Genomic DNA, 1,087 nt, shown 5'->3' on the forward strand with positions numbered 1-1,087 from the left:
CCGGCGGTTCCCGCCGCCAGCGCGCCCGCCAACTCCGTGAAGTGCTCGGCGAACCGGCGCCGGTCCGCCCGCCCGTAGCGGCGTTCGCCCGCCGCCGGGCGCCACAGCGGCGCGACGTGCACCGCGCGCACCTGCGGCGGCAGCGGCACGAGGCCCGCCGACTCCTGCGCCGCATCCACCGCAAACGCGAAAACGTCGAACTCGTGGTGCGCAAGCCCGCGTACGAGCCGGTCGCACCACCCCGGCGACTCGCCCGCGGCAAACGGAAATCCGCCCTCCGCGAGAAGGCCGATGCGCAACGAGAACACCCCCGAGACTGCTGTGGCTCCATCCGGTGGGAGGACGGTACGCACGCGGCGGGGCAGTGCGATGGACGGTTGTCCGTCGCACCACCGGAAGGGGTGAATACCCGTGACTATTCCGCCTCTGGGGCGTTTTGACCGCCACCGGCGGCCGCCGGGGTCAGTCGCGCGGGAACGGCCAGGCGTTGGGCCTGCAGGTCGCGCCGTCCGTCGACAGGTACTTCGTCTGCTGCATCATCACCGGCGCGAGCGCGCCGTCCTGCGCGCACCCGACGTGCCCGTTCCCGAGCCGGTGGCCGACCTCGTGGTTGATGAGCATCTGCCGGTACGCGTGGATGTCGTCGCCGTAGGTCTTCGAACCCTGGGCCCACCGGAAGGCGTTGATCATCACGCGCTCGGTGGCGGCGGAGTCGCAGGACACGTCCTCGTCGCTGGTGTCGAGGCCCGACTTGGCGCACCACTCGTCCGTGGTCCCCGGGCTGGCCAGGGTGATGACGAACGCGGACTCCTCGCCGGGGCCCACGCGCTCGAAGGTGCGGTCGCCCCGGCCGCCCCAGCTGCGCTCGTCGTTGAGCGTCTTGTGCACCGCGGACGCGAACAGCCCGCCGTCCAGCGGCAGTCCCGCCTCGACGTCCACGCGGTACGCGATGACCTCGCCGCGGCCGGGCGCCTTGTCGCCGCCGGGGACGGTGGTGAGCTTGCCGGAGCCGGTGAGGTCGCGGCTGAGGGGGTACGTGGCCGCCATCTTCTCGGTGTACGTGGCGGGGACGGCCCGCGCGTCCTCG

Annotated in this window: 2 protein-coding genes; both read right to left on the minus strand. The window is 72.9% G+C overall.

Annotated elements, in window-relative coordinates; translation table 11 throughout:
* Positions 1-308 (minus strand): DUF3492 domain-containing protein (locus H5J30_RS35135; protein WP_181791846.1); only part of this gene is annotated, 308 nt, incomplete at its 3' end.
* A 154-nt stretch (positions 309-462) separates the two neighbouring features.
* Positions 463-1,087: DUF3152 domain-containing protein (locus H5J30_RS35140; protein WP_181791847.1), on the minus strand; the 625-nt coding region annotated here is incomplete at its 5' end.

It is taken from the genome of Streptomyces phytophilus, from assembly GCF_013870535.1.
GTDB lineage: Bacteria > Actinomycetota > Actinomycetes > Streptomycetales > Streptomycetaceae > Streptomyces > Streptomyces phytophilus.